Raw genomic sequence first — 21,177 nt, 5'->3', positions numbered from 1 at the left:
CCGATCAGCGTCAGAGCTTCCCTCAGTTTCCGGATATAGAATTATTTTGCAACCGGTTTCAAAACTTCCTCCATTGTAACAGGCCGCCCGGACTGAGCTGATCGAGTTGCGGCTTCGGCCATCGCAAGGGCGGCAACGCCATCCTCAAGCGTCACAGGCATCGCCGCACCGGTCTGCACCGCAGTGGCGAACGCATCCCATTCGGCGCGATATGCAGACATGTAACGCTCGAGAAAGAAGTAGCTGGGTCTTGCCCCAACCACGCCCGTCTCAGTTGACTTCACGACCGAGTTTTCAAGGATGTTATGGGCCTGCAGCAACCCGCCCGAGCCAAGTATTTCAACCCGTTGGTCATACCCATAGACCGCCCGCCGCGAGTTTTTGATCACCGCAATTCGACCATCTGAATAGGTCATCGTGACGACCGCTGTATCTACATCCCCGGCCAATCCGATCTCTGGATCTACAACCGAAGATCCAACAGCAGAAATTGCTACAGGCGCATCACCCATGAGGTAGTTCGCCATGTCGAAATCGTGGATCATCATGTCCCGAAACAGGCCACCCGACACTTTGATATAGCTGACCGGAGGCGGCGCGGGGTCAAAAGATGTGATCGACAGCAGCTCGGCCTTGCCGATTTCTCCAGCGTCAAGCGCGGCCTTCAACGTGGAAAAATTCGGGTCAAAACGGCGATTGAAGCCAATCATGACCGGCCGACCATTTGCCGAAGTCGAACGCTGGCAAGCCAATGCGCGCTCAAGATCAAGATCAACCGGCTTCTCGCACAACACGGCCTTTCCCGCCAATGTTGCTGCTTCGATCAGGTCGGAATGAGTATCGGTCGGCGTGGCGATCAGAACGGCATCTATTGCAGGCGTTCGGATAATCTCATCAGACCCCAGGACTTCGGCCCCGTATTCTGCGGCAAGGTTTTCCGCGGCGTCCAAAGACGCGTCTGCAACCGCGACCAGCTTGCTCTGAGAGTGCCCGGCGATGGTATTCGCATGCACGCGACCGATGCGTCCGGCCCCCAGCAATCCGATCTTGAGCATGCGGTTCTCCCGAATCCAATTTCGCGTGCCACAATGTTTCGCTTTGCAACCGGTTGCAAGAATTATTTCTCAATACCCGAAAAATTGTGACCCGCCACGAATGAAATGGGGCAAGAACGGTGTCGCGCCCAAGGAAAAAACATTTGCGCAAAGGGCAACCCAACCCGAACAAAGCCAAGGCTGATCCGCGCGCTGGACCAGCGTTATTTTCAGGTGGAAAACTACCCCGAGATTTTCTGCATGTTTTGTGCAATAATATCTGGAAGTGTTTTTTTAAAAGGTGTTGTAACGATGATTGAGTATGGAGTCGCTACAGGTAGCGTTACCAAAGCTTTTTTCGGCGTGCCCGCCTACGGTGCGTCCAAAGTTCCTGAGTGGGTAAATTTTTTCGACGACAATCCCGAACTGCTTATTGTTAGCATCATCGGCATTCTCCTTGTCGCACGGTATTTGCTGGCCAGATGAAAACACCAACTAGAAGGCATGCGGGTTCGGGGGGGCTAAACCGCGAATACCAGCGATACGACTGCCAAGTACTTTGTGCTGGTCGGTTTCCAAATAGATCAAATAGATAGTGGCGATCCCGGAAGGACTCGAACCCTCAACCTGCTGATTAGAAGTCAGCTGCTCTATCCAGTTGAGCTACGGGACCGCTGCGCCCTTCTTGCGGTTTTTATGGGCGGGGTTCAAGACCCAAGCGCATGAAGGCGCTGTTTGGATCGTCTTCGTAGCCGAAGATCGGGCCGCAATAGGAATAGCCCAACGACTCATAGAGTTTACGCGCTGCATCATACTCGGGCAGGTTCTCGGCTCCGGTTTCCAAAACCAATGCCGCGATCCCTTCATGCTTTGCTATTTCGGCCAAACGCGTCATCATCGCACGCGCAATTCCGCGCCCACGCGCAGAGGCGATCACATGAACGGATTTTACCTCGGCCGTCCCATCCGGCAGCGCCTTTAGCGCACCACACCCTATTGCCTGCCCATCTTCGTACATTGCCCAGAACCGGATGCCCGGACCGGCCAGCCCTTCGGCATCCATTGTGTGATTGCTTTCGACGGGACCAGCAGTTTCGCTATGCGCGAAATGAGCCTCAACAACCGGGCGCAAAGCGTCCGAAGTCGGGTCGGCCTCTTGGATTTCGATCATTCAGTGGGTCCAGGGCGCACGACGGTCGGTGGCAAAATTCTCACCATAACCACGAGAGCGCAAGTTGGGCTTACGTTTGTGCGGCTCACTGACTTGCGCGTCGATGCCGTTGTCCTTCGCGTAGTCCAACGCCTCTTCCTTGGTGTCGAATTTCAAACGCACTTGCGACTGCGTGTCGTTCGACGAAGTCCAGCCCATCAACGGGTCGACTTCGCGCGTAGATGCAGGGGCGTATTCCAGAATCCACTTGCGGGTCTTGGCCATCCCTGAAGTCATCGCATTCCGTGCAGGCTGGTAAATCCGTGCGCGCATGTCGCCTCTCCGTACTCACTTGGCTGAGGGTGTTTATGCGTCACGCTGGCCCCGCGAACAAGTCCGGAATTGTCGCAACATTCCGTTTTCAATTGCCCCTTGAACAAGAACAAAAACAGATCAAAATCAGGCGCGAAAGGAATCCCCCGATGGCCTACGCTCATTCCGACAAGACGCAACTGACCGCCGAAGATGTCCGCGCCCGCCTCAAGCTGGAAGGCGGCAAGCAGTTCGTCATGCATACTGAGTTCAATCCGGCAGGAGATCAGCCGACAGCGATCAAGGAACTGACCGAGGGCGTTAACGGCGGCGAGCGCGATCAGGTTCTGCTGGGCGCGACTGGCACGGGTAAGACATTCACCATGGCCAAGGTGATCGAGGAAACCCAGCGCCCCGCCATCATCCTTGCGCCGAATAAGACGCTGGCCGCGCAGTTATATGGCGAGTTCAAGGGCTTCTTCCCGGAAAACTCGGTCGAGTATTTCGTCTCTTACTACGACTACTACCAGCCCGAAGCCTATGTGCCGCGTTCGGACACCTACATAGAAAAAGAATCTCAGATCAACGAACAGATCGACCGGATGCGCCATTCGGCCACCCGCGCTCTGCTGGAGCGGGACGACGTAATCATCGTGGCCTCGGTATCCTGCATCTACGGTATCGGCTCGGTCGAGACCTACGGGGCGATGACGCAGGACCTGAAGGTAGGCAGCGACTATGACCAGCGGCAGGTGATGGCCGATCTGGTCGCCCAGCAATACCGCCGCAACGATCAGGCCTTTCAGCGCGGCTCGTTCCGGGTGCGGGGCGATTCATTGGAAATCTGGCCCGCCCACCTTGAAGACCGCGCGTGGAAGCTGTCCTTCTTCGGCGAAGAACTGGAACAGATCACCGAATTCGATCCGCTGACTGGTGAGAAAACCGACACGATGGAGCACATCCGGGTCTACGCAAACTCCCACTACGTCACGCCCAAGCCCACGATGCAGCAGGCGATCATCGGCATCAAAAAGGAGCTGCGCATCCGGCTGGACCAACTGGTTGGCGAAGGCAAGTTGCTGGAAGCGCAGCGCCTGGAGCAACGCACCAATTTCGATCTTGAGATGCTCGAGGCCACCGGCGTCTGCAACGGGATCGAGAATTACTCGCGCTATCTGACCGGTCGCGCGCCCGGTGAACCACCCCCAACCCTGTTCGAGTTCATCCCAGACAACGCCATCGTCTTCGCCGACGAATCCCACGTCTCGGTCCCGCAGATCGGTGGTATGTACCGGGGCGACTACAGGCGCAAATTCACGCTGGCCGAACACGGGTTCCGCCTGCCGTCCTGCATGGACAACCGCCCCCTGAAGTTCGAGGAATGGGACGCCATGCGCCCGCAATCCGTCTTCGTCTCGGCCACGCCCGCCGGGTGGGAGCTGGACCAATCCGGCGGTGTCTTTACCGAACAGGTGATCCGTCCCACGGGCCTCTTGGACCCCGAGGTCGAAATCCGGCCCGTGTCGATGCAGGTGGACGATCTGCTGGACGAGGTGCGCAAGGTCGCCGCGGATGGCTATCGCACGCTGGTCACGACGCTGACCAAACGCATGGCCGAAGACCTGACCGAATACCTGCACGAACAAGGCATCAAAGTGCGCTACATGCACTCGGATATCGACACGATCGAGCGGATCGAAATCCTGCGCGACCTGCGTCTGGGGGCCTTCGACGTGCTGGTCGGCATCAACCTGCTGCGTGAAGGGTTGGACATCCCCGAATGTGGGCTGGTCGCCATTCTGGACGCGGACAAAGAAGGGTTCCTGCGCTCGGAAACCTCGCTGATCCAGACCATCGGCCGCGCCGCGCGGAACGCCGATGGCCGCGTGATCATGTATGCCGACAAGATCACCGGCAGCATGGAGCGCGCCTTGGGCGAGACCAACCGCCGCCGCGCCAAACAGATCGCCTATAACGAAGAACACGGCATCACGCCCGAGACGGTAAAGAAAAACGTCGAGGACGTTCTGGCCGGTCTCTATGAAGGCGACGTCGACATGAACCGCGTCACCGCCACCATCGACAAACCGATGCATGGCGCGAATCTTGAGGCTCACTTGGACGGGTTGCGCGAGCAAATGCGCAAAGCTGCCGAGAACCTTGAATTTGAAGAGGCCGCCAATATCCGCGATGAGATCAAACGTCTAGAAGCCGTCGACCTCGCCGTCGCCGACGACCCCATGGCGCGCCAATGGGCGGTCGAGAAAGCCTCCGAGGACGCGGTCAAATCGCGCGGACGATCAACGGCTGGACGGCCGGGGCAGAGAGGTGGGAATGTGAAGCGGAGAAAAAGGTGATCCTTACCGTCGCATCGGAGCTGCTTTTATCGAACGAAAAAGACTCTCAATATCTGTGTCGAGGTTTAGTTGTTCGAGAGTATGTATTGTCTTGATACCATTCCCCAATATCTTTCCCGATTGATCAGCGCCAAACTTCTTGCTGAGTTCAACAAAATATCTTGGCTCTGGAATATAAAAGTTCTTTGGGGTCTTGTTTGCACATTGGTATACTGCGTAGGAAGCCAAGTCTGCATACCTCAAAAGTGAATCTTCTTCTTTCGATCTCGTAGTTATTGCGAAAGGGTTAACCATCCGAAGGTACTTAGCATCTGAGTGCATCGGACTATCTTTTATCTTGCCGATATAACGTCGCATCGCGTCGTAATCGTGGTTTCTTGTCTCAAAAACTACTGTCGGCGGCTCATTTGCATATCCACGATTAAAAAGATATTTTCCAACCCGTTCTAACAAGTAGACTGCGCATTTGTTGTAAAACTTTTGCGGGTCTTTTTGTATTCGTTCAGAATACGCGCCCAACGTAGCTTTGTTGGAAATTACCGCGAAATACCTTAAGTTAACGTCGACACTTCTGCGCGCCCAATAAACAGTTTGGCTGTGCGACAGGTCAGTTGCATGACTCCATTTCTTCCCTAAGTCAGAGTTCACTGCATCCAACACACGTTTTGCGTTTATCGCAACCGCTCTGGGCATGACTGCGGCAGCGAGTACAAAGTATGGAGAAGACCCTCCTTGCCTACCTTCGCGAATTTTGGCGATTCCAGACTCACCACTCTCATCTATGTAAACTAGGCAACTCAATCAACTTACCCTCAACTAGCAAACACTTGATTTTAAATACGAACTCATTCACTTTATCGAATATTAACAACCGTTTGTCACCAAAAAATTGGTGCAAGAGGCTTTCAACCTAACCCCCACACTCCAATCCTGCAGCTCAGCGCTCGCCCAAACACAAAGGCAATCACAAGTTGTGCTTCCAAACAGCTGCCACAACGAACACCCCACCAAACTCACCCAAGGCCCAAAGCACCAACCGCCCCCTAAACCCCCAACTCCGCCCTCACCTTCTTGGTCAGTTTCGCCACCACCAGATCATACGAGGTCACGATATGATCACGCAGGGAGGTGTCGCTCATCCCGCGCGCCTCGTAGACTTGTAGCCACTTCATCCCGCGGGAGGCCAGATAGGGCGCTGGGCGGATGCCGGGTTGGTCGCTTAGCACCTCAAAGGCCAGATCGGTGGCTTTGAAGGTGAAGGCGTCGCGCCCCTCGTTCCAGCCGCAGATCGCAAAGACCTTGCCGCCCACTTTCCACACATCCGCGTTGCCCCATTGCACAACGTGAGTGGTCGCCTTGAGACTGGCGCAGAATTCGTTGAAGTCGTCGCGGGTCATTGTGAAGTTTTGGCGGTGCGCGCGACGCTAGGCAAGTCAGAATGAACCGCCAACTCAGGGCCGGACGAATTTGGCGGTTCCCACCGCGTGGACGGTCGCGGCCTTGGGCGGCTCATTCGTCGTGGACGCGGCAGTTTGAGAGGCATTGCCACATGCGGCTCCGTCGCCATCGGGGTCGTTGCGTCGATGATATCCCGGCTCTCCTATGAAATACGGCCCCGGAAGAATGACTTCGGATGTCGAGCACCCTCCCAACGCGATGAGATGAAAGATCGCTTCTTCCTGCTCGAACTTGGACGTCCGCAAGTAAACGCTAAGCGCGATTGCTGCGGTCGTTACCGGAAGCAAGAGAACCATGATCAGGATTCGCACAGGCGAAAGCGCCCGCCGTCGCAACGATTCCGCACGCCTGCGGCGCGCTGGCGTGTTCGGATTGGTAAAAAATTGTCGCGGCACAGGGGATTGGGGCAGCATATGTTTATCATACACTATTTTCGTGACGAATCCGAGGGTTAATCACCCGCAATTGCCCCTGACAAAACGCTTTGCTGACGTCTACACTTGGGCTGCAAACTCCCCTACCCTGCGGTGCGACATGACAAGTTCGACCCCTTTCCGAGACGTAGATGACACGGCCCGCAAACTGGCAAAAGACCTGCTCGCCAGCGCCACCTATGGCGCACTGGCCGTTCTGCGCCCGGATACACCCGCTCCGTCTGTGTCTCGCATCGCCTTGGCCCTGGACCCGGCCGGATCGCCGGTCACCTTGATTTCAACGCTGGCGGACCACACACGCGCCCTAAGCGTCAACCCGGTCTGCGCGCTTTTGATCGGAGAGCCGGGCAATTCCGGCGCCCCATTGACCCATCCGCGCCTAACCCTGCACGCAAGCGCCACCTTCATCGCCAGAAGGACCGAAGAACACGAAAAGCTGCGCGTCCACTTTCTGAGCCAGCGGCCCAAAGCGAAACTATACGCAGATTTCACCGACTTTGGGTTTGTCCGGTTTGAGATTTCCGAAGGTCTGCTGAATGGCGGTTTCGGCAAGGCTTGGCGCCTTGCCCAAGGGGATTTACTGCCCGATCAACGCACCACATGAACCGCGCAGGCCGCGTGTCGCACCACGTGGTTCGTCGTCGAGCCCAGAAGCAGATCCTGCATCCCCGGCCGATGCGAGGCCATGATGATCAAATCGGGTTTATGTTCTTCCGCCCAGTCAAGGATCGTTCGCCCCGAATGCCCTTCGACCACAACCCCTGTCGCGTTGGGTAGCTTCGCAGCCAGATTGTCCAATTCTGTCTGAAGCGCCGTGCGCGCTTCGGCCAGGTACTCGGGCGGCATGTAAGAGATTGCATAGCTTGGAATATGCTCGACCACATGCAGCAATGTCACTTGCGCACCCGGCGTGGCCAAAACTTCGGCCAGCTTCAGGGGGCCGGAAATATCTCGTTCGGCATCAAAGGAAATAGGGACCAGAATATTGTGATACATGACGCGCACCTCCGTTCAATTTAGGACAAGATGCGGCAATTCGTGTATCAGAGCTTTGATTTAGGTCACGAACTGCCGAATGTTTCGGCAACATCATACATGACTGGCTCAAAACTTTTGCACAGCTCGTTGATCTTCCGATTCCGGGTGCGCATCTCTGGGGTGCGCAGCATCGCAAGAAAATCCTCGCGGCGCTCCCACTGTGAATAATTGGCAATTCGGGTCTGCGCATCATTCACATGCAGGCCAGCCGCAACGAAGCCCGGCTGTTTAGATATGAATTCCGCATAGGCATCGGTTAAAGCCTCAAGCAGGTCGTGACAGGTGCCCGGCGTCATTTCAAAGGTGGTGATGACGGTTTGGACGCTTGCGTTCTTAGCAATTATCGGCATCTGGAATCTCCCTTGTTCACTTTGAACTTAACATAGGTTTTGAAAACGTCGCGGGTTTCCTTTGAACGCCAATCACGACCTGGGTTCTCAGAAATCAACAAATCCTAACGATCCGTTAACCATGCTGCCGGATGCTGCGCGCATGCGCCGGATTGTCTACCTTCTTCTGCTACTAACTATCGCCTCGCCTGCGTTATCTGGTGCGTGGCTAAGAGAAAAAGACGCAGCCTTCACCGCTGCTTCTGCGACCGTTTTCAAAGAACAGCACCACGGTTTTGACTATAAATCGTCTCTCTATGCAGAATGGGGGGCCAGGGACAACTTGACCGTAGGCTTCGACTTTGAAGAAAACCGAGACCTATACGGCCACGCGACGATATTTGCCCGGATACCTGTATTGGACCTGCGACACAGAGGACGGCTTGCCGCAGAACTTGGCATCGGTACGCATCACCGGCACACAGGGGCTTGGGCCTTGTACAAAGCAACGCTTTCCTACGGCAAAGGCTTCCAGACTGGCTGGGGAAACGGCTGGATCGCGCTGGATGCAACTCTGGAATACCGAACGCACGACGCCTTGATCCGAAAACTGGATTTGACCGCTGGCCTGTCGTCGCAGCGATGGGTGAACCCTTTGCTGCAAGTCGAAACCGCTTATCGTTCCAGTGCCCCCCTGTTTTGGAAAGTTCGGCCTTCCGTCATGGTTCGCAAACCGGACAGCTCAACCACGTGGGTTCTGGGACTGGAACGCGATGATGCCCGCAGGAATACGGGCATCAAAGTGGCTATATGGGGAGAGTTTTAGGGTTCGACGGAGCGTCTCGCCTGAACTAGAAACAGGCCGGTTTAGTATTCCATTCTCATGGTCACCGATACTTGCCCACGGACGCCTTGAGACCACCGCAGTTGGATTTGATCACCGTTGGTCCCCTTCTCAAGATCGACATACGGGGTCGTGTAGACCGTCGAGCCGAATGTGCTTTTCAATTCACCCAGAACCACGACGGCGTCACAGCTTCGCGCGCGCCCGCCAAAAGGCAAACGCCCCTGTGCCCCGATCGTCCAGACCTGCGACGCAGAATTCTGTGAAAAGCGTAGTCTAAGGGGGTTTTCGACTTTTGCCGTTACGCCATGGAAAGTATTGTCCTGAAATTTGACGTTCAGATGCGCTTGCCGGTTCAGGTCGGCAAAGGTCGTGTCCACCCTTTCTGCACGGTCGATACTTCCGTTGGTCGAACGGAACTTGATACCTGTTACCACGACGCCGTTCAGGAAATGCCCTCCTCCGTGCGGGCGGATGACGATTGGGCTGAACCAGGGTGCAACCTCGCTCGAGTAGAAGATATTGTCAGATATGGTCATCGAACTGAAAGAGAACCCTCCGGTATAGACCGGGTTGGAATCCCTCTCATTCGTCCATTGTACAAAACAGTTATCGACGTAATTTTCCGAGATTGTCGAACTATTGTAGGTTCCGATCATCACCAGTCCGGCACTGCGGACACCCTGAGGGATACTGTCCCCCTGAAAGAAGTGATTGCCCAGAACAAGGTTGTTCGTCCCGCCCAAAATGGCGAAATGCAAAAACCGCACCGCTCGGTTGTGGCTCAGCTTGATGTCATTCGCCGTCGCGTTCAACGCAATGGACTCGCGATCCGAAACGATGAAAGATTCCTCGGAGGAAAGGAACTGGCAATTATCAACGAGCATCCCTTGGCAGCCGGTTCCGATCGACGTGATACCCCGATCTTTGGGGCGGCTGACGAAACAATTCGTAATCGCGAAGGTGCTACCCGAAGGCGCAAGCCGGATCGCGCTGCAGCGGCCATTGCACTGGAATTCAATCTCCTCCATTCCGAACTTGCGCAGAGTGCTGAAGCCACTGAAATCCAGTAAGTATTTGAACGCCACAAACGTAAAGGTCTGCGTACCCGCTGCATCATAGATCGGGGCGTTAAGGGTGATCTCTCCCGCACCTTCATTTTTGGAACGAACATATATTTCGCGACCAACCCCGCTGCCTTGAACCAGCGCACCCACCGGGATGTTCGCGACATTGGCCACGTTGGTCAGACGGGTCGGATCCGAGGTGTTGTAAGTCGCCACCGAGGTGAACGTTTCGGTATCCCACGCCGAATTGCTTTTGACATCAAACTGGCCGTTACGGATTACACGTCGTGTTGAAAACCCGGTCTGCTTGTTCGGCACCGCCGCTGCCATATCGATCGGCGCATTGATCGCGATCTTTCGCCCTCCCATGTCCAGCGATTCATGGTCCGAGTTGTTCAAAAGCGCTTGGAAAGCCTTTTTGAAGGCGATTTCTTCATCGCCGAATGCCGCTATGTAGGCAGGCAGGTCAAAGTTTTTGGTCAACAGCAACATCTTGTCGTCGGGCATGGAAACCGTGCCCTCGAATTCAACTTCTGACGACAGTGTCGTGTTCTGCGCCAGAAGATAGGTCCCCTTGGACACAAAAACCCGTCGCCCCGCGGCGGCTTGATCGGCCGCTTGAAATGCAGCGGTATCATCAACTACGCCATCACCAACGGCACCAAAGTCCCGTACATCGACCAGGCTGATCATTTCCCGAAGGAAAACGCTTGTAACATCCGAAATCTCGATGTCGTCGACCCGGATCACCGCTCCGTTTGCACCGTCGATGTCCAGACCGAAATGCCCGTAAAGCGCCTGAACGCCCCAAGGCATGTCAACGCCAGCGCGCTGTCCGGTGCCAACGATAGCCGTGATCTCGTGCACCGTACCGTAGCCAGACAATTGTGTTGCCGCGCCGCGATCCGCCACATCGGACACGCGCACATCTCCGGCACCGCCTGCCCACGCCGCGATACGCACTTCGAGCAGTGGGCCACTGATTGCCTTAACTCTTGCCTTGATCTGCAAATAACATCCAGGCAGCAGCGGGGTCTGGCCCATATACCGCAACTGCTGGGTCGGATTGACCTTCAATATCTCCAGACAGCCGCCAAAATCGGCATCCGCTGGGACAAATGCCCCTGTTCCAGAACCATCGTAGGTCGGCGAACCGGGCGTTCCATCGCCGCTGGACCAAACATTTAGGCCGTTTGCAAAAGCAGGCGGCATGAACACGATACCGTCGGTGATTGCCTTGTTCATAGAAATCCCTTTCCCAGTTGCGCTGCGGTAGGTCGCCGTGCGCATAAACCCAGTGCCCGAGGAACAAGCCCCAAGCGCGAAATTCTGAGTATCGAAAAGGGATTAATCGCCCATCACGTCACCGTAACGGAGGCGTTGCATCACGCGGCCGGGTCGGAATTTCCAAGCAACTGGACGCCGTTGATCTTCCACCCGCTTTCAAGCTGGATCATTTGATAGTCAAGGATATGGGCACGCCCGTCCCCATCCACGATCATCACCTTCTGCCACAAAGCCCCGGCCACTTCGCGCAGCTCCAGAAACCTTACTTCGGATGGCCGCCAGACCATCGGATAGCCATTTCTCACCATCGCCCCGAAATTCTCGGGCGTGCGAAATATGTTCTGGATGTTCGGGCTGGCAAAGGTAAAGGCGGTGACGAAATCATCCGCTTTGAACGCCTGAATCTGGGCGGCGATATTGGCCTCGATCTCGGCATCCTGAGCGGCACCGCTCGTGACCAGTCCGACACTGAAGGCTACGGCAAGAATAATACGGCGCATGGGGCCACCTCCTGATCGAAGGGTAGCCCCATCAGGTATCAGGTCAAATCAGACCAGCTCTCCGGCCAGCGCCTTGTCGATCAACGCGATCGTTTCCGGCACGCCATACAGCGCAATAAACCCACCGAAACGCGGCCCTTGAGACGCACCCAAAAGCACTTCGTACAGAGCGGTGAACCATCCCCGCAGCGGATCGAACCGATCCCGTCCGATGGCATAGACCACGGATTGCAACGCCTCATCCTCGATCGGACCGTCATAGTCCGCAAGCGCGGCTTTGAGCGCTTCCAGCGCCTCGCGCTCTTGATCCGTAGGTGCGCGATGTTGGCGGGTTGGTTTGACGAAATCGTTGAAGTAACGCACAGCAAAGCCTGCTGCCTGATCAAGATCGGGATGTGTTTCGGCCGTAGCCTCAGGCGCATACCGGCGGATAAAGCCCCACAACGCCTCTTTGTCCTCGGCCCCGGAAACCGACGCAAGGTTCAACAGCATTGCAAACGGCACCATCAGCGTTGATTCAGGAACGTCGCCGCCGTGGATGTGCCAGACGGGGTTGTTCAACTGAGCCTTCAGCTCTTGCCCCGGATAGGCGCGCAACTGCTGGTGATACTCATCCACTGCTTTGGGGATGACATCGAAATACAGACGCTTGGCCGTCTTGGGCTTTTGATACATGAAAAACGAAAGGCTCTCGGGCGCGGCGTAGGTCAGCCACTCCTCCATCGACAAACCATTGCCTTTCGATTTCGAGATTTTCTGCCCCTGCTCATCATTGAACAACTCATAGCTCAGCGACTCGGGCGGTTGCTTGCCCAGCGCCCGGCAGATTTTCGACGACTGCGTGACCGAGTCGATCAGGTCCTTGCCCGACATCTCATAGTCCACACCCAGCGCAGCCCAGCGCATTGCCCAATCCGGCTTCCACTGCATCTTGACGTTGCCGCCGGTGACCGGGATTTCGACCTTTTCGCCGTCGGGTTCCTGATAAACGATCGTCCCCTTGGCCACATTGCGCTCCAGCGTTGGAACTTGCAACACGTGGCCGGTTTTCGGGCTGATCGGCAGAAAGCAGGAGTATGTCTCACGCCGCTCTGCCCCCAGGGTCGGCAGCATGATTTCCTGTATTTTCTCGAACCGATCCAAGGCGGTCAGCAGCATCTCATCAAACTTGCCGCTGGTATAGTATTCAGTGGCCGAGGCGAATTCGTACTGAAACCCGAAGCTATCCAGAAAGTCACACAGCATCGCATTGTTGTGCTGCGCAAAACCTTCATGCGTGCCAAACGGATCGCGCACTTTGGTCAGCGGCAGGTGCAGGTCTTCCTTCAACGCGTCCTGCATCGGTACGTTGGTCGGCACTTTGCGAAAGCCGTCCATATCGTCCGAGAAACAAATCAGCTTGGTTGGGATGTCGCTGATCTGCTCGAAAGCGTGACGTACCATAGACGTCCGGGCAACCTCGCCAAATGTTCCGATATGCGGCAGGCCCGACGGTCCATACCCTGTCTGAAACAGCACGTACCCCTTTTCAGGAGCGCCCTTCTGATAGCGTTTGAGCACCCGGCGCGCCTCTTCAAAAGGCCAAGCCTTGGACGACATCGCGGTTTCACGCAGTTCAGACATTATTCGACAAGCTCCATCGGGAAAAACAGTGCCGGTCACCGCATGCAACCGACCGGCCCCTCCTATTGTGCCGGTGCAGCATGAGTCAATAAAGCCTAGGGGTTTTCCTGACTGGAAAGCCTAGAAACGCGGGATCACGAGGTCAATTGATCCAGTTTGGCCGCCCAGATGAAATCATTCTCGCTGAGGCCGCCAATTTCGTGGGTCGTCAATTTGACATCCACATAGCCCCAGCCAAACGCGATATCCGGGTGGTGGCCCTGTTGGTCAGCAAGCCACGCGCAAAGATTGGCCAGATAGGTTGCCTTGGCAAACCCTTTGAACGTGTAGTGGCGGCTCAGCGTTTTCGCCTCCGCGTCCAGTTTCCAGTCAGAGGTAAGCTCGGCCATATGCGTATTGGCCTCATCAGCCGTCAAAGGGGGAATTCCGCCGGAACAGGGCACACAGGTCCGGTCCGACAGGCTGCAGGTCTCTCCAGATAGGGTCATTTTTGGTTCACTCCGCCGCAGTTGCTTTTTCCGGAAACTTGTTTGGCAGCAGCCCAAGGGTCTGCGCCCGTCGTACATCCGCCAACAAATCTCGGTCGGCGGCCTCAAACAGGTCTTCGGGCGACTCTAACACGAAATAGCCCATTTGATGCATGTCGATCCGATAAGGCGTGCGTAGGATCGTAAGAACGTCGAACGGATCCCTGTCGGGAATGTCGCTTTCAACGGCGTAAACCAATTCGGTGGGAGAAGATGCCAGACCCGACCCCAGCGCCTTTATCTCTCCGTCCTGCCGACGCAACCCGAATTCGATCGTGAACCAATAAAGGCGGATCAACCACGAATAATCTCGATCTTCGGCCGCAACGCCCGCTTGCCCGATCGCCTGACTGAAGGTTGCAAATCGCGGATCGCTCAGCAGCGGTGTATGACCGAAGATTTCGTGGAAGATGTCCGGTTCTTCGATATAGTCAAAATCTTCGCGCGACCGGATGAACGATGCAGCGGGAAACACCCGATCTGCCAACATTCCAAAGAAGGTTTTGAACCCGATCAACGCCGGCACTGGCTGAACCCGCCAACCTGTCAGATCCAACAATCGGTCAGAGATGTCCTTGCACGACGGGACAGATGTCTTTGGCAAGTCCAACCGCTCCAGCCCTTCAAGGTATTCGCGCGCCATGTACCGACGAATATTGCCTTGCTGCGCGGCATAGAGATCAGCCCAAACGGCATCCTCCTCGGCGGTATAGGCAATATTGCCCTGCGCATCTGCGACCTTGGCAACGTAATTTGTCGATTTAGGCATGGCGACTCCTCCTGAAGAAAAGTTTATACCTTTGCGGCGACAGAATTAGTTTTGATGGCGTCGCGTTTTGCCCTATTTTGAATGAAACATTCCGAGAATGATCAAAATATGACCCAAATTCTTCAACCCGCTGATATTGCCATTCTCAAAGAACTCCAATCGGACGGGCGTCTGTCCATGCAAGACCTGGCTGATCGCACCGGTTTGTCCGCGTCACAATGCTGGCGCCGGGTTCGTGATCTTGAGGCTGCTGGTATTGTGTCCGGCTACGCAGCTCAGGTGAAAGCCAAATCTGTCGGGCTGAACGCGATTGCCTATGTCCATGTTGCACTGCGCGATCATCAGGAAGACAATATCGCCTCTTTCCTGCGCCTTGTGGAAACCGAACCACAGATTGTCGAATGCGCTTCAATCACAGGGGATCATGATTTCATTCTGAAGGTCTATGCGAAAACGCCAGAGGAGCTTGAGCACTTCATCATGCAGCGTTTGCTGAAGTCCGGCTTGGTCCGTGACACACGCAGCAATTTTGTTCTGCGGCAGACCAAAACTCGCGGACCGCTGCCTATTCTATGAGTGCCGGGGGCAAAACTCATTGAACCTCAACTCGACCCCTCCTATCGTGCCCGCTCAGAACAGCTTAATCAGGACGACAGCATGACCGATCAAGTTCCTCACCCGATGTCCCCTCAGGATTGCCTTGTTGCGATCATGGTCGCGGTCTCGGCATCGGATGAAACCATCCGCACAGCCGAACTGGTCAAGATCGAAGGTGCGGTGAATATGCTACCGGTCTTTGCCGAATACGACATCGACCGGACACGGCGTGTTTCGCAAACCGTATTTGACTTATTTGAACAAGAAGACGGGCTGGATGCGCTTTTCGGTCTAATCCGGGACAACTTGCCCGAACGCCTGCACGAAACGGCCTATGCGCTTGCGTGCGACGTCGCCGCAGCGGATGGATCTCTTGCTGAAACCGAACTGCGCCTGCTGGAAGAAATTCGGTATGAGCTGAACATCGACAGGCTGCACGCAGCCGCTATCGAACGCGGCGCACGGGCGCGTCACACCACCTGAATTTAACTGCCGTTCAGGGTCCCCCAACGCTCGATCAAGGCGCGCTGCAGCTTGCGCGAACGACTGTTCCAGCTGCGCGCTCCTTGCGGGCGCTCGCGCTGGGCACGGGGGATCGTGGCCCGGTGGTTAACGTCTGCGGTGAAGATGGCGAACGCCAGCTCGGACCCGTCCGGCGTCGTGATGAACCCGCCTAAACCGGATACAAAATTCAATGTCCCGGTTTTGGCATCCACCTTGATCGGATGATTTTTAACTGGCCGTCCCTGGCTGTCTGCCAATGTGAACTTTTTCAACAATGGCCGTAGGGCTCCAGCCTTTTGTGCCTCGATCAGAGCCTTGACCAGATCCCCCGGAGCGACCCGAGACGCGTCTCCTAACCCGGAATGGTCGACCATCGCGATGCCATTGACGCCATAAGTCTCGGCCGCCCATCTGTTCATTTCCGCCGCAGAGTCGGTCAGGGATTGCAACTCTGCCCCACGCGCCTTCGACGCCGCCATACCAACCATTTCGGCCGTCAGGTTGGTCGAGTATTTCAGCATCCCGCGCAGGATACTGTCCAACGGGTCGCTTCTATGTACGACCAACACGGCACCTTGGGGCGCTTCGCGGGTCACATGCACACGTTCCAGGACAATTCCATTCGACCGGGCCAGCGTACGGAACACATCACCCGCATACAGCGCCGGTTTTCTTACTGGCAACCAGCGCGCGCCTCCGTTGCCCAATGCGCCTCGCGCGACCGACCAACGATCCTGACGCGCGCTCGGCTCATAGGTATAGATCGGTGCTTTTCGAGCATCGACCCGCATCGTGGCCATATCGACCGCCGGATTGAAACGCGCACTACGCGCGTCCATCGTAACGCTGTAATCGGCACCCTCGCGTTTCCACTCGAAATGCACACGATTGAAATTCAAGGAGATTCCACTGATTGCCGGGCTGTAGCCAAGATGGTCTGGTTGACCTGCGTCGATACTGAACACATAGGGCAAAGCACCGTCATATACTTTGAAATCGCCGCGCACCTCAATGACCCCGGCCTCGCGCAAATTGGCGGCCATCGTCGCCAGCGCGTCCGTATCCAACAGGGGATCACCTCCGCCCACCAGGATCAAATCCCCCTTGAGGATGCCGCCCTCTATCGGCCCTCCCGCCACCAGTTTGGTTTCAAACTGGTGTTCCGGCCCAAGTACGTCCAGCGCATAAAGCGCGGTCAAGGCTTTTGCGACACTGGCCGGCGGCAACCCCACGTCGCCAGCAACGGCCTCCAACTCGGCCCCTGTTTCTACATCCGCCACCGCGAACGCGACCTCTCCTTTTAACCCGGCCGCCCGGATCAGTCGCTGGGCTCCACTTGGCTGCACACCGCGCAGTTGAGGCCGCAGTGATACCGAAGGCGCATCAGCCAAGACCGCAGCGGGGATCAAGGCCGCGCCAAGGCTTCCGAGAAATCTACGTCGTGAAAAACGATCAGCCATGGGTCAATTACAATCCCAGAGATCACTGGCAAACAACCGGTCACTGATGATTATGCTCTTGCAGGGGCTATTCCGGCAACACCCCATTCGCCCAAACGCCACGATTTCGGAGTTCCGTCGAACTGACGTCAACCATCGGCATATTCACGAAACACCAGGCCGGAGCCTCGGCCTTACCCAGCAGATGGCGCGCCTGTCCGTCGATCCTGTACTTGGAATAAACCCGCGCTGCCGGGGACATCCGGGCCGAAATCCGATCCCCCGGTCGCGCGACGACGCCAACTGGCACGCTATCCATAATCAATCGCCAATCCTTCCAGCGATGAAATTGCGCAAGATTGTCGGCACCCATCAACCACACAAACCGGACCTGCGGATACAAGCATTGCAACGCTGCCAGAGTATCCGCTGTTGCTCGCGTGCCTGTATGCGCTTCGATATCCGTCACTGTAACGCGAGGGTGCTGCATGACCGCTTTGGCCGCTTCGACCCGACGCTCCAACGGGGCTGGGCCTTTCTCCTTCAACGGATTGCCCGGTGTTACCAACCACCATACCCGGTCCAGCCCAAAGGCTTTCATCGCTTCGCGTGTCACATGCACGTGGCCCCGATGCGGAGGGTCAAAAGACCCTCCGAACAGGCCGATAACCTGACCCGGCCGCGCAAATGGTATGGTGTTTCGCTCCATCCCTTGCTGATGTTCAGAACTGAGCCGCCTTGTCAATCAACAGGTTGCACCGCGTCCACCCGAACAACCGTCAGTCAATTGGTTCGGAGACAGCCGATGGGCAATCATCAAGATCACTCTGCAAACCGTACATTCGATCAAGGCCAAAATGTTCGCGCCGGTGACAGTTCGGGCATAGCGCAATCATATTTGATGGCTCGTCACGACCGCCTTCCGACAACCAAGTCTTATGATGAACTTCAAGAAACCATTCACCAAAACTATTTTGGAAAGTACGTCCCCCACAGCACTCACACGTTCCGTTTGCACGAGACTTAACGAGACGTACAAAATCCGAATTGCGAACAAACCGAGTTGTCGCCGTCGAGACACGCTTTGGCTGATCTTGATCCACTTTTGGCTCTGCCGGGGCTGCAAAGGCATTTCTTTCTTCAGCCCCGTTTGCCCATTTGACAATATGAGCGCTTTGCAATTCGGACAGGTCACAACCCAACACACCAAGGTTCCTCTGCCGTCGATCATCAAACTTTAGGATATCGAAACCAAGCTGCATCAAGTCGCCCTCAAACGTCTGCGTAACCCATTCTCTGGGCTTCACCCCAACAGGGACGCCTTCCAAAACACGGTCCACTACAATCTTCAGGTCCCAAAGTGTCCTTTCAACCGGACACAGAAGGTACGTGTTCTGCGACGGAGCGCGACCCACTGGCAATTCCAACAGCGACTTTGTCCACTCTATGGCCCTTTGAACGTGTGATCGATCAATCCCCATCTTCTCAAATGACATCTGCCGATTGCTCCTCAAAGTCTTCCAATATATTACCGCCTTCAAACTTGGATTCCATCGGAGCAGATCAATGGCCGCCTATCAATATGTCTACCACATGCAGGGTGTCTCAAAGACCTATCCCGGTGGCAAGAAGTGTTTTGAAAACATCCACCTGAGCTTTCTGCCCGGCGTGAAAATCGGTGTCGTCGGCGTCAACGGCGCGGGTAAATCGACGCTGATGAAGATTATGGCCGGTCTCGACACCGACTTCACCGGCGAGGCTTGGGCCGCCGAAGGTGCCAAGGTCGGTTATCTGCCGCAGGAACCGCAGCTAGATGAATCGCTGACCGTTCGCGAAAATGTCATGCTAGGCGTGGCCGCGAAAAAAGCCAAAGTCGACCGTTTCAACGAGATCGCCATGGAGATCGCCGAGAACTATTCGGACGAGCTGATGGAAGAAATGACCACCCTGCAAGACGCGATTGATGCCGAGAACCTCTGGGATCTCGACAGCCAGATCGACGTCTCGATGGAGGCGCTGCGCTGCCCGCCGGATGACGCCAACATCGCCAACCTCTCAGGCGGTGAGAAACGCCGCGTGGCGCTCTGCAAACTGCTGCTGGAAGCGCCCGACATGCTGCTGTTGGACGAACCGACCAACCACCTGGACGCCGAGACCATCGCCTGGCTGCAACAGCACCTGATCGACTACAAGGGGACCATCCTGATCGTCACCCACGACCGTTACTTCCTGGATGACATCACTGGCTGGATTCTTGAGCTCGACCGTGGCCGCGGCATTCCTTACGAAGGCAACTATTCCTCGTGGCTGGAACAAAAGGCCAAACGGCTGGAGCAGGAAGCGCGCGAAGACAAGTCCAAGCAAAAAACCCTGCAGCGCGAATTGGAATGGATGCGTCAGGGCCAGAAGGCGCGTCAGGCCAAATCCAAGGCCCGGATCAACGCCTATAACGAGCTGGCCGAACAGTCCGAGCGCGAAAAGCTGACCCGCGCCCAGATCGTCATCCCCAACGGCCAGCGTCTTGGCGGCAAGGTGATCGAGGTCGAAGGTCTGTCGAAACATATGGGCGACAAGCAACTGATCGAAGGGCTGGACTTCGCCCTGCCCCCCGGCGGCATCGTCGGCGTCATCGGCCCCAACGGTGCCGGTAAATCGACCCTGTTCAAGATGCTCACCGGTCAGGAACAACCCGACAGCGGCTCCATCTCGCTGGGCGACACGGTCGAGCTGTCTTATGTCGACCAGTCCCGCGATGACCTCAAGGACAACGACACCGTGTGGGAGGCGATCACCGGCGGCGCCGAGATCATCCAACTGGGTGACGCACAGGTCAATTCGCGCGCCTATTGCTCGTCCTTCAATTTCAAGGGTGGCGACCAGCAGAAAAAGGTCTCGCTGCTGTCAGGCGGTGAGCGCAACCGCGTCCACATGGCACGCCTGCTGAAAGAAGGCGGCAACGTCCTGCTGCTCGACGAACCGACCAACGATCTGGACGTTGAAACCCTGCGCGCACTGGAGGACGCACTGGTCGATTTCGCCGGCTGCGCCGTGGTCATCTCGCACGACCGTTTCTTCCTCGACCGGATTTGCACGCATATTCTGGCGTTCGAGGGCGACGCCCATGTGGAGTGGTTCGAGGGCAACTTCGAGGATTACGAAGAGGACAAAAAGCGCCGTCTGGGACCAGATGCGTTGGAACCTAAGCGGTTGAAGCATAAGAAGTTTGCGCGGTAATTGAATTTGCCCACCAAGAAAATCCAAGCTTTATCCACGCGCCCCCATCCGCTTCGCGGGCCTGTGGATAAAGTCGGCGTGGCATATATGAATCAAACTGGCCGCTCTGTCTAAGGCATTGTTTTTTTGTATCCCAGCATGCTGAAAGCACAATATGTTGTGGATAAACACGCATTGTGACATTATTGACGCTTGAATACAGAGTTTTTCTGAGGCAAACATTATCCACACCACATTCGAGGCACGCTGTGTCTTGAACGAAAGGCCCTCGCTTCGGCGAGGGTTTTTTTGTGGATAACTTTGGGGAGGAGTGTGCAAAATCTATGGGCAAATACTTCAGATAGTTGCCCCGAGGGCTTCAGGCCCAAAATATAGTTGACAGTTAACTTCAATCGAGTCAGGCTTGAAGATGGTGAGGGCGTGCCTCGAATGTGGTGTTCAATCGCGTCCTTGCTAAAATGAAACCAGTAAGGAACGTGAACAATGTTTACACAAACACGGGCTCGTGCTCCCATCGGCACAACGGCGCGCACCGGGCAAAAATGCCCAGAGAGCGGAGTTTGGAAAGTGGTTGGATCTCCATCCACCACAGCACCAATTGCCAAAAACAACATCATGCCACCCTATGCCGGCAAGGCGGTTATTTGGAAATTGATCCAGCACGCATAGCGTGA

Annotated in this window: 23 protein-coding genes and 1 tRNA gene; 7 read left to right on the top strand and 17 right to left on the bottom strand. The window is 55.9% G+C overall.

Annotated features, from left to right (window positions below; translation table 11 throughout):
* Positions 1–41 precede the first annotated feature (41 nt).
* Complete coding sequence (gene iolG / locus ACR0LH_RS19545; protein ID WP_480722178.1) at positions 42–1,055, bottom strand: inositol 2-dehydrogenase; 1,014 nt, start codon at positions 1,053–1,055, stop codon at positions 42–44.
* Positions 1,056–1,160: 105 nt separating this feature from the next.
* Between iolG and ACR0LH_RS19540 the strand changes: the two genes are divergently transcribed.
* Positions 1,161–1,520 (top strand): hypothetical protein, encoded by a 360-nt coding sequence (locus ACR0LH_RS19540; protein ID WP_170777577.1) that lies wholly within the window; start codon positions 1,161–1,163, stop codon positions 1,518–1,520.
* Between the two features lie 110 nt (positions 1,521–1,630).
* On the opposite strand, the gene ACR0LH_RS19535 is transcribed toward ACR0LH_RS19540, so the two are convergent.
* The 3 genes from ACR0LH_RS19535 to ACR0LH_RS19525 all read right to left on the bottom strand — a co-directional run bounded on the left by ACR0LH_RS19535 (position 1,631) and on the right by ACR0LH_RS19525 (position 2,517).
* Positions 1,631–1,707, bottom strand: a tRNA-Arg gene (locus ACR0LH_RS19535).
* Positions 1,708–1,728: 21 nt separating this feature from the next.
* Positions 1,729–2,205 carry a GNAT family N-acetyltransferase gene (locus tag ACR0LH_RS19530; RefSeq protein WP_480722176.1) on the bottom strand — a complete coding sequence of 159 codons (477 nt, stop codon included), beginning with the start codon at positions 2,203–2,205 and terminating at the stop codon, positions 1,729–1,731.
* A complete protein-coding gene (locus ACR0LH_RS19525) occupies positions 2,206–2,517 on the bottom strand; it encodes an ETC complex I subunit (protein WP_170484935.1) in 312 nt (103 codons plus the stop codon).
* A 149-nt stretch (positions 2,518–2,666) separates the two neighbouring features.
* Here ACR0LH_RS19525 and uvrB point away from each other — a divergent pair, with 149 nt between their 5' ends.
* Positions 2,667–4,853 (top strand): excinuclease ABC subunit UvrB, encoded by a 2,187-nt coding sequence (gene uvrB, locus ACR0LH_RS19520; protein ID WP_170696404.1) that lies wholly within the window; start codon positions 2,667–2,669, stop codon positions 4,851–4,853.
* A gap of 3 nt (positions 4,854–4,856) precedes the next feature.
* Here uvrB and ACR0LH_RS19515 read toward each other — a convergent pair whose 3' ends face one another.
* From ACR0LH_RS19515 to ACR0LH_RS19505, 3 genes are all read right to left on the bottom strand, one after another.
* Positions 4,857–5,654 (bottom strand): DUF3800 domain-containing protein, encoded by a 798-nt coding sequence (locus ACR0LH_RS19515; RefSeq protein ID WP_480722174.1) that lies wholly within the window; start codon positions 5,652–5,654, stop codon positions 4,857–4,859.
* A gap of 242 nt (positions 5,655–5,896) precedes the next feature.
* Positions 5,897–6,250 (bottom strand): MmcQ/YjbR family DNA-binding protein, encoded by a 354-nt coding sequence (locus ACR0LH_RS19510; RefSeq protein ID WP_480722172.1) that lies wholly within the window; start codon positions 6,248–6,250, stop codon positions 5,897–5,899.
* Between the two features lie 54 nt (positions 6,251–6,304).
* Entirely contained in the window at positions 6,305–6,607 is a 303-nt protein-coding gene (locus ACR0LH_RS19505) for an excalibur calcium-binding domain-containing protein (protein ID WP_480722171.1), read from the bottom strand.
* A 238-nt stretch (positions 6,608–6,845) separates the two neighbouring features.
* On the opposite strand from ACR0LH_RS19505, the gene ACR0LH_RS19500 reads away from it, so the two are divergent.
* Positions 6,846–7,349, top strand: coding sequence for a HugZ family pyridoxamine 5'-phosphate oxidase (locus ACR0LH_RS19500; RefSeq protein WP_480722169.1), 504 nt, complete (start codon positions 6,846–6,848; stop codon positions 7,347–7,349).
* On the opposite strand, the gene ACR0LH_RS19495 is transcribed toward ACR0LH_RS19500, so the two are convergent.
* Together ACR0LH_RS19495 and ACR0LH_RS19490 are read right to left on the bottom strand one after the other, a co-directional pair.
* Entirely contained in the window at positions 7,334–7,741 is a 408-nt protein-coding gene (locus tag ACR0LH_RS19495) for a universal stress protein (RefSeq protein ID WP_170388960.1), read from the bottom strand. The two genes, ACR0LH_RS19500 and ACR0LH_RS19495, sit on opposite strands and share 16 nt — an antisense overlap.
* Positions 7,742–7,806: 65 nt before the next feature.
* Positions 7,807–8,133: an antibiotic biosynthesis monooxygenase family protein gene (locus tag ACR0LH_RS19490; RefSeq protein WP_480722168.1), complete on the bottom strand. Its 327-nt coding sequence runs from the start codon at positions 8,131–8,133 to the stop codon at positions 7,807–7,809.
* Between the two features lie 142 nt (positions 8,134–8,275).
* Here ACR0LH_RS19490 and ACR0LH_RS19485 point away from each other — a divergent pair, with 142 nt between their 5' ends.
* On the top strand, positions 8,276–8,938 hold the full coding sequence (locus tag ACR0LH_RS19485; RefSeq protein ID WP_480722167.1) for a hypothetical protein: 663 nt from the start codon (positions 8,276–8,278) through the stop codon (positions 8,936–8,938).
* Positions 8,939–8,979: 41 nt separating this feature from the next.
* Here ACR0LH_RS19485 and ACR0LH_RS19480 read toward each other — a convergent pair whose 3' ends face one another.
* The 5 genes from ACR0LH_RS19480 to phhA form a co-directional block, all read right to left on the bottom strand.
* On the bottom strand, positions 8,980–11,268 hold the full coding sequence (locus ACR0LH_RS19480; RefSeq protein WP_480722166.1) for a glycosyl hydrolase family 28-related protein: 2,289 nt from the start codon (positions 11,266–11,268) through the stop codon (positions 8,980–8,982).
* A 140-nt stretch (positions 11,269–11,408) separates the two neighbouring features.
* Positions 11,409–11,810, bottom strand: coding sequence for a DUF4864 domain-containing protein (locus tag ACR0LH_RS19475; RefSeq protein WP_170484949.1), 402 nt, complete (start codon positions 11,808–11,810; stop codon positions 11,409–11,411).
* A 48-nt stretch (positions 11,811–11,858) separates the two neighbouring features.
* On the bottom strand, positions 11,859–13,433 hold the full coding sequence (locus tag ACR0LH_RS19470; RefSeq protein WP_480722165.1) for a lysine--tRNA ligase: 1,575 nt from the start codon (positions 13,431–13,433) through the stop codon (positions 11,859–11,861).
* A 134-nt stretch (positions 13,434–13,567) separates the two neighbouring features.
* Entirely contained in the window at positions 13,568–13,921 is a 354-nt protein-coding gene (locus ACR0LH_RS19465; RefSeq protein ID WP_480722163.1) for a 4a-hydroxytetrahydrobiopterin dehydratase, read from the bottom strand.
* Between the two features lie 7 nt (positions 13,922–13,928).
* On the bottom strand, positions 13,929–14,729 hold the full coding sequence (gene phhA, locus ACR0LH_RS19460) for a phenylalanine 4-monooxygenase (RefSeq protein ID WP_170777556.1): 801 nt from the start codon (positions 14,727–14,729) through the stop codon (positions 13,929–13,931).
* 108 nt (positions 14,730–14,837) lie between these two features.
* Here phhA and ACR0LH_RS19455 point away from each other — a divergent pair, with 108 nt between their 5' ends.
* A complete protein-coding gene (locus ACR0LH_RS19455) occupies positions 14,838–15,305 on the top strand; it encodes an Lrp/AsnC family transcriptional regulator (RefSeq protein WP_170388953.1) in 468 nt (155 codons plus the stop codon).
* Between the two features lie 81 nt (positions 15,306–15,386).
* Positions 15,387–15,809 carry a tellurite resistance TerB family protein gene (locus ACR0LH_RS19450; RefSeq protein ID WP_170388952.1) on the top strand — a complete coding sequence of 141 codons (423 nt, stop codon included), beginning with the start codon at positions 15,387–15,389 and terminating at the stop codon, positions 15,807–15,809.
* 2 nt (positions 15,810–15,811) lie between these two features.
* Here ACR0LH_RS19450 and dacB read toward each other — a convergent pair whose 3' ends face one another.
* The 3 genes from dacB to ACR0LH_RS19435 form a co-directional block, all read right to left on the bottom strand.
* Positions 15,812–17,290, bottom strand: coding sequence for a D-alanyl-D-alanine carboxypeptidase/D-alanyl-D-alanine endopeptidase (gene dacB, locus ACR0LH_RS19445; RefSeq protein ID WP_480722161.1), 1,479 nt, complete (start codon positions 17,288–17,290; stop codon positions 15,812–15,814).
* A gap of 67 nt (positions 17,291–17,357) precedes the next feature.
* A complete protein-coding gene (locus ACR0LH_RS19440) occupies positions 17,358–17,978 on the bottom strand; it encodes a nicotinate-nucleotide adenylyltransferase (protein ID WP_170804485.1) in 621 nt (206 codons plus the stop codon).
* A gap of 70 nt (positions 17,979–18,048) precedes the next feature.
* Positions 18,049–18,531, bottom strand: coding sequence for an HNH endonuclease (locus ACR0LH_RS19435; RefSeq protein WP_480722160.1), 483 nt, complete (start codon positions 18,529–18,531; stop codon positions 18,049–18,051).
* Between the two features lie 304 nt (positions 18,532–18,835).
* Between ACR0LH_RS19435 and ettA the strand changes: the two genes are divergently transcribed.
* Positions 18,836–20,503: an energy-dependent translational throttle protein EttA gene (ettA, locus tag ACR0LH_RS19430; RefSeq protein ID WP_170414758.1), complete on the top strand. Its 1,668-nt coding sequence runs from the start codon at positions 18,836–18,838 to the stop codon at positions 20,501–20,503.
* Positions 20,504–21,177 lie beyond the last annotated feature (674 nt).

Source organism: Ruegeria sp. CL6 (assembly GCF_056536465.1).
This window is presented reverse-complemented; position numbering and strand designations above follow the sequence as displayed.